Raw genomic sequence first — 5958 nt, forward strand, 5'->3', positions numbered from 1 at the left:
CGACCTGGTTTTCAGTCAAGACAGAACCAAGGAGCTTGCTCATGAAACTGATGGTCAACGGCGAAGCGCATGAGGTTGCCGCCACCACGCTGGCCGAGCTGCTTGCCGCGCTTGACTATGAGGGCGATTGGCTCGCGACCGCCGTCAACAACGACCTCGTGCACAAAGCCAACCGGGCGGAATTCCAATTGAACGACGGCGACCGGATCGAAATCCTCTCGCCCATGCAGGGCGGCTAGGCCATGATCGAGCTTTATGGAGCCGAGCTTCCCTCCCGCCTGCTTCTTGGCACGGCTCAATATCCTTCGCCGGCCATCCTTGCCTATGCAGTCAGGGCATCGGGCACGGCGGTGGTGACCGTCTCGTTGCGCCGTGAAATGGCAGGCGGCAGGGCTGGCGAAGAATTCTGGTCGTTGATCCGCTCGCTTGGTGTCAGAATCCTGCCCAACACTGCTGGCTGCCACTCCGTCAAGGAAGCGGTCACGACCGCACAAATGGCGCGCGAAGTCTTCGGTACGAACTGGGTCAAGCTCGAAGTGATCGGCAACCACGATACGCTGCAGCCGGATGTGTTCGGTCTGGTCGAAGCCGCCCGCATCCTGTGCGAGGACGGGTTTGCGGTCTTCCCCTATACCACCGACGACCTTGTCGTTGCCGAGCGGCTGCTTGCGGCGGGCTGCAAGGTGTTGATGCCGTGGTGCGCGCCGATCGGTTCCGCTCTCGGACCGATCAACATCACGGCGCTGCGCTCGATGCGCGGACATTTCCCTGATGTTCCGCTGATCGTGGATGCGGGGCTCGGACGGCCATCGCACGCGGCAACCGTCATGGAGCTCGGCTTTGACGCCGTACTCCTGAACACCGCGGTCGCCAAGGCGGCCGATCCGGTCGGCATGGCGCGTGCGTTCGGCAAGGCGGTCGAGGCCGGTCGTGAAGCTTTCAGCTCGGGTATGCTTGAACCGCGCGACGTCGCCGTGCCATCGACGCCGACCATCGGCAGGGCCGTTTTTTCATGAAGCTCGATCCCTTCTACCTGATCGTCGACAGCGCCGCCTGGATCGAACGGCTGGTGCCGCTTGGCGTTAAGCTGGTTCAGTTGCGCATCAAGGATAGGGACGAGGCCACGCTGCGGACGGAAATCCGCCGCGCGAACGGCGTCTGCGCGGTCCATGGTTGCCAACTGATCGTCAACGACTATTGGCGCACGGCAATTGAGGAAGGCTGCGACTTCGTCCATCTCGGCCAGGAGGATTTGGCTGCGGCCGACCTGCTGGCGATTAAGTACGCCGGATTGAAGCTCGGGCTTTCCACGCACGATCATCTAGAACTGGAAACGGCCATCGCTGCCGAGCCCGACTATATCGCGCTCGGCCCCATCTATCCCACCGTCCTGAAGCAGATGAAATGGGCGCCGCAAGGGCTCGAGCGGATCAGCGAGTGGAAGCATCGGGTGGCGCCGATCCCATTGGTCGCCATTGGCGGCCTCAACCCCGATCGGCTCGACGGTGTTTTCGCGGCTGGTGCGGACACCGCGGCGGTGGTCACCGACATCACGTTGAATGCCGATCCCGAAGCGCGCACGCGAGAATGGATCGAAAAGACAAAGCCATGGCGCTGAGGCGAGAACCGCATGTGCTCGTGGTCGGCGGATCTGACTCCAGCGGTGGGGCTGGAATTGCACGCGATATCGAGACGATCTCTTCCATTGGCGTCCGCACCTGCCTGGCTGTCACAGCGCTGACGGTGCAGACGCACGAAGCCGTGATGAAAATCCATCCTTCGCAGCCCGATCTTGTGGCCAATCAAATGCGCGCCGCGCTGCGGGCCAACAAGGTGGCGGCAATCAAGATCGGCATGCTTTCAACGGCCGAGATCGTCGTAGCCGTCGCGGCTGTGCTCCGCGAAAATCCACAGGTGCCGGCAGTACTCGACCCGGTGCTGGCCTCGACGTCAGGCCGGGCGCTGCTGGACGCAAGGGCCATCGCCGCCATGAAACGCGACCTGATGCCCCTTTGCCGCCTCGTCACGCCCAATCTCATCGAGCTGGCGCTTCTTGTTGGCTTAGAGCCAGCGGTTGATGAAGACGGCGCGGTGTGGCAAGGCCAGGAATTGCTGGTGGCCGGGATGCAGGCCCTGCTGATCAAGGGCGGCCACGCGGCGGGACCCCGATCGATCGATATTCTGTTGCGCCCCGATCACGAACCAGTCCGCTTTGACACGCCGCGTCTTGCCGCATCGATGCGCGGGACGGGCTGCATGCTGGCCAGCTCGATTGCGGCACATCTGGCGAAGGCGCAATCAATCGAGTACGCCGTGCGCCAGGGCAAGCTCTTTGTGTTAGAAAAGCTTCGGAAAACCCCAGCCGAATAGCCGTAGAGCCGGCTCAAGCGTTCAGCGGCTGACGCTGAAATGGAAGCCGTAGCCCTCCTGCCCTTTTTTCACAGGGCGTGACGGGATGAGGCCGCTTTGCAGATCGGAATTCAGCGGCGCCGAGACAAGCTGCCCTGCCAGGCCGGGAAAGTAACGGGACTCTTCCTGCGGCGAAGCGCACTGCCAGTCAGGCATGGGGATGCACTTGTGCCTCCTGGCGAGTGTGAGGCCGCAGGAGCGAGCCATTTCAGCGCGGCGGGGGCCGCCGGATCTGGCCCCGCAGTGCTGGAGCAAAGCAAAGGCCGGTTTGAGAGGGTGGGGAGAGAGGGCCGCGCGCCTCTCTTCCCGCTACATAGGAAAGGTGCCGCTAGGCACATCCATGTCGGCGCAGCCGTGCCGCGAAGCGGCCCAAGAAAGAAGAGCGTACAAAACGGAAGCACCGAAATGCCCGCCAGCGGGACCAAGTCAGATCGGTGCAGGAGAAAGACCGTGGCCCTGAGACCGGCTCAACAGGGCGGCCGTAGGAGCATCAGCAACGCGCCGCCGTCAGGCGGGATGCGGAACGGACGGCCCCCGGCGAAGGGCGCCGTTCTCTTTGAGCTGCGACCCTGGTGAGCGCCTTCGTGCCTAAAGCTGTGCCGTCGGGCTAAGCTTCAGCTTCAGATCGTTCTGAAAAGCCGAACATGGTTCGTCGAGGTAACCCTTGAGGGAAGGATCCTTGTCGGGTTCCCTGTTTTTCGACAAAATCGCCCTGCAGAATTTATATTGCGATTTGGCGGCATCGCACTGCTGGGTGTCCGCCTTATAGCAAGCGTGGACCAAAACGGCTCCCACGTAATCATGCTCGACGTTGTTGGAAGAAAGGTGGGTCTGAATGTCTTGGAGAATGGCAACTCCATGGGACATCCCATCTGCTCCGGAGTAGGTCATTACGAGTTGACCGGGTCGTTCAAAGCCGCTTACCGAGCCGCTCCCTGCAACGTTCTCGTAGGTGCCAGACAAATCCGGGGCCGACGTGAATGTCACCTTGAAGGGGTGCCCCAGGCCGACGGGGGTGACATCCGTAAAGTCGGGACCGTAGTACACCGAGAGATACCACTCGCCCTCTGTAAGAGCGTTGGGGGCTTGCCCGAGCCCAAGGCGCTGCATGCTCTTGTCGATGACAGTCCGAACGACGTTGGACGTGCCCTGCTGGATGCCTTCGCCGAAGCCGGTCCAGATGAAGGCGCCTACGGCCAACACAGCCACACCCAGCAGGCCGAACCTCGCACCTGTTGACTTCGTTTCACGCCCGGGCTCGATTTCCGGCTGGTCCTGCATCCGCCCCTCGCAACGCTCGTCGGGAACAACTTGGGACCCGATTATGGGCCCCAAGGGATCGGTCGGCAGGCTTCCAGATGAACTTTCTTCTTCATGTGCATTCCTCCTCGACTCAAGGGCACTTGCCGTGCGGAGCCGAACACACGCAGTATGGAGATGATAACCCGATTGCGGCTTTCAAGTGTCCTCGCATCCCCCGAGGGCGCCACCTGATCTCTCGGGCAACCTTGTTCGGCGCCGCAGTTATTGAGGCGGCCGGCTTGGAAGCAGTTCCTTATGGCCCTCATGCATAAACCAGAGCACCCGTTTGAGATGACTGCGAAGGGCCTTACGGGCGCGGATTGGCTCTTTGACCGGATCGATACCCAGTACATCCAGCGCCATCTCCTCTTCGCTGGCACTGTCGGCGCAAGCGTCCATGAGCTTCAAATAGAGCTCGAAATGCTTGTCATCATATGCGGTTAGGCTTTCCGACCAGGGGACTTCCGTTGCAATGGTTGGATCAGGTGTTGGGCGCGATCTGCTTTTCATCCATGTCTCGCTTTGGCGATGAACCAGGCCCCCGTTCCAATTCAGAATATCTCCATCTAGCGCACTTTCAACAGTTCTCGGCCTTCTTCGGACAGTGCCCAATCGTTGCATATGGTCGTGGGTTCCAAATTGGCGCGCGGCTGCTCGCGACCATACATCCTCAACTTGGCGAGGCGATGTAACGCCCGGCGGAACCAGAATGGCGCGGCTATTGAGCATCGCCGATTGGACCGAACCTCTTATTTTAGCTTCGCGGTAATCTTGTCTGGATGCTTGCAAGCGTCCATCATGCCGCCGTACATACGCTTAAGGATCTCGCCCATCACCGTACGAGCAGCAAACATTTCCAAACTCGATCTTGCAACTTGAGGCTTTGCGTTACTGCATAGCTGCATTGCACAAAGTGTGTTTGTGCATTGCACAACTTTTAGCCATTAAGCTTACAGCTGATGCACGCGATGGTTTCCTCCCATTTCATCGTATCAGCTGTTCCCCTCTGAAGGTTTTGACTTTATATACCTCGGTTTTCCGATGGCCCTTTGTTTGGCGGTCGCCACGTCGTTAATTGGAACGCGGCTCGATCGCCGGTTCAGCCATCAGGCTTTGGAACCCGTTCTGCCCGGCCGACCCCTCCCGACAACAGTTTGACCTTCGCCAGCCTTCTACGGGCAAGCGTTCGCGCCAAAAGTTCAAAGCCGCGTCCGTAACATTCGACGATGAAAGCCAATGTCATCAGGTCGAGCAGAAACTCGTCGATCGCATGTGTGAGCGCATCAGACTTTTGTCCGAACTGAAGGAGCAGGGCGCGCGCGTCTTCGATCGCGGCCTGGCAATCGTCTGCATCTATCAGGGAACTGATCCTGTCAAAGATCTGCAAGCGTCCTCACTTTTCGGAAGCCACACTCAGCATCGAACGCCGCTGATGAGTGAGTTTCCAACAAAAGAACAGGGTAACGTTTCGCGAAAAATCGCTCGGCAGCGCGTCGAACGAGCATGATGCCTCAAATGACATGTGAATTCCGGCTCACCAACATGTCGTCGAAGGCGAGTGAGCCGGCCCATTTCTGCGTCCCGGCCGCCTGACAACTGATCAGGAGGAACTGTGGCCACATTCGTCGTAGGCAAATGGGCCATCTATTCTTCCAGCCGCCACGGTTCAGCCTAGATTACATGGGAAGCGACAATAACGGAAAGCAAAGGATCGCAAAATGAGTAGGGTGGCTGGATCAAACGAAGATTTGGCTGCACCAACGACCTTTGGGCCACTTCTGCAGCCCACCTTTCGCTCGATCTGGCTCGCCACGCAGGTTTCAAGCCTCGGCTGGTTGATGCAGACTGTCGCCATCAGCTGGCTGATGGCAACGATCTCGACTTCCGATCTGATGGTTGCGTTGGTTCAGGCTTCATCGAACCTGCCCGCCTTCGTCTTGTCTGTCTTCGCCGGGGCTCTCGCTGACAATTTCAGCCGGCGCAGGGTCATGTTCGCCGGTCGGTGCCTTATGGTGACTGCCTCCGCGATGCTGACCGCATCGGTGGCGCTGGGCTTTGTCAGTCCGTGGATGATCCTCGGCTTCAGCTTCTTGATCGCAAGCGGCGGTGCTCTCAATGATCCGGCCTGGCAAGCGTCGGTTGGCGATATTGTGGATCGACGAGATGTTCCCGCTGCCGTCACCCTGCTTTCTGTTGGATTCAATACCGTCCGGACTGTGGGCCCGGCGCTCGGCGGCATTGTAGTTG

The 5958-nt window shown here is 59.7% G+C and carries 9 protein-coding genes; 6 read left to right on the forward strand and 3 right to left on the reverse strand.

Annotation, left to right across the window (positions count from 1 at the left end; all coding sequences use genetic code 11):
- Positions 1-41: 41 nt before the first annotated feature.
- Genes thiS through NKJ06_RS33890 form a run of 4 tightly spaced genes read left to right on the forward strand, consistent with a single transcriptional unit; the run spans position 42 to position 2370 of the window.
- Complete coding sequence (gene thiS / locus NKJ06_RS33875; protein WP_023685606.1) at positions 42-239, forward strand: sulfur carrier protein ThiS; 198 nt, start codon at positions 42-44, stop codon at positions 237-239.
- A gap of 3 nt (positions 240-242) precedes the next feature.
- On the forward strand, positions 243-1016 hold the full coding sequence (locus NKJ06_RS33880; protein ID WP_023685607.1) for a thiazole synthase: 774 nt from the start codon (positions 243-245) through the stop codon (positions 1014-1016).
- Positions 1013-1618: a thiamine phosphate synthase gene (locus NKJ06_RS33885; protein ID WP_352812265.1), complete on the forward strand. Its 606-nt coding sequence runs from the start codon at positions 1013-1015 to the stop codon at positions 1616-1618. The genes NKJ06_RS33880 and NKJ06_RS33885 overlap by 4 nt, the downstream gene beginning before the upstream one ends.
- Positions 1609-2370 (forward strand): hydroxymethylpyrimidine/phosphomethylpyrimidine kinase, encoded by a 762-nt coding sequence (locus tag NKJ06_RS33890; RefSeq protein WP_352812273.1) that lies wholly within the window; start codon positions 1609-1611, stop codon positions 2368-2370. The genes NKJ06_RS33885 and NKJ06_RS33890 overlap by 10 nt, the downstream gene beginning before the upstream one ends.
- Before the next feature lie 21 nt (positions 2371-2391).
- On the opposite strand, the gene NKJ06_RS33895 is transcribed toward NKJ06_RS33890, so the two are convergent.
- The 3 genes from NKJ06_RS33895 to NKJ06_RS33905 form a co-directional block, all read right to left on the reverse strand.
- Complete coding sequence (locus NKJ06_RS33895; RefSeq protein WP_023737084.1) at positions 2392-2565, reverse strand: hypothetical protein; 174 nt, start codon at positions 2563-2565, stop codon at positions 2392-2394.
- A gap of 432 nt (positions 2566-2997) precedes the next feature.
- Positions 2998-3690, reverse strand: a complete 693-nt coding sequence (locus NKJ06_RS33900; RefSeq protein ID WP_023747646.1) for a hypothetical protein — start codon at positions 3688-3690, stop codon at positions 2998-3000.
- 243 nt (positions 3691-3933) lie between these two features.
- Complete coding sequence (locus NKJ06_RS33905; RefSeq protein ID WP_081726247.1) at positions 3934-4221, reverse strand: hypothetical protein; 288 nt, start codon at positions 4219-4221, stop codon at positions 3934-3936.
- Positions 4222-4786: 565 nt separating this feature from the next.
- Here NKJ06_RS33905 and NKJ06_RS33910 point away from each other — a divergent pair.
- Positions 4787-5218, forward strand: a complete 432-nt coding sequence (locus tag NKJ06_RS33910) for a hypothetical protein (RefSeq protein WP_352812268.1) — start codon at positions 4787-4789, stop codon at positions 5216-5218.
- A gap of 211 nt (positions 5219-5429) precedes the next feature.
- Positions 5430-5958, forward strand: a 529-nt coding sequence (locus tag NKJ06_RS33915; RefSeq protein ID WP_352812270.1) for an MFS transporter, incomplete at its 3' end; no start/stop codon positions are given.

Origin of the sequence: Mesorhizobium sp. M0293 (assembly GCF_040321735.1) — a bacterium.
In the GTDB taxonomy this organism is placed as follows: Bacteria; Pseudomonadota; Alphaproteobacteria; order Rhizobiales; family Rhizobiaceae; genus Mesorhizobium.

Bases quoted from the DNA above. Each gene is read 5' to 3' on its own strand.
- thiS (WP_023685606.1), top strand. From the start codon at position 42: ATGAAACTGATGGTCAACGGCGAAGCGCATGAGGTTGCCGCCACCACG.
- NKJ06_RS33880 (WP_023685607.1), top strand. From the start codon at position 243: ATGATCGAGCTTTATGGAGCCGAGCTTCCCTCCCGCCTGCTTCTTGGC.
- NKJ06_RS33885 (WP_352812265.1), top strand. From the start codon at position 1,013: ATGAAGCTCGATCCCTTCTACCTGATCGTCGACAGCGCCGCCTGGATC.
- NKJ06_RS33890 (WP_352812273.1), top strand. From the start codon at position 1,609: ATGGCGCTGAGGCGAGAACCGCATGTGCTCGTGGTCGGCGGATCTGAC.
- NKJ06_RS33895 (WP_023737084.1), bottom strand. From the start codon at position 2,565: ATGCCTGACTGGCAGTGCGCTTCGCCGCAGGAAGAGTCCCGTTACTTT.
- NKJ06_RS33900 (WP_023747646.1), bottom strand. From the start codon at position 3,690: ATGCAGGACCAGCCGGAAATCGAGCCCGGGCGTGAAACGAAGTCAACA.
- NKJ06_RS33905 (WP_081726247.1), bottom strand. From the start codon at position 4,221: ATGAAAAGCAGATCGCGCCCAACACCTGATCCAACCATTGCAACGGAA.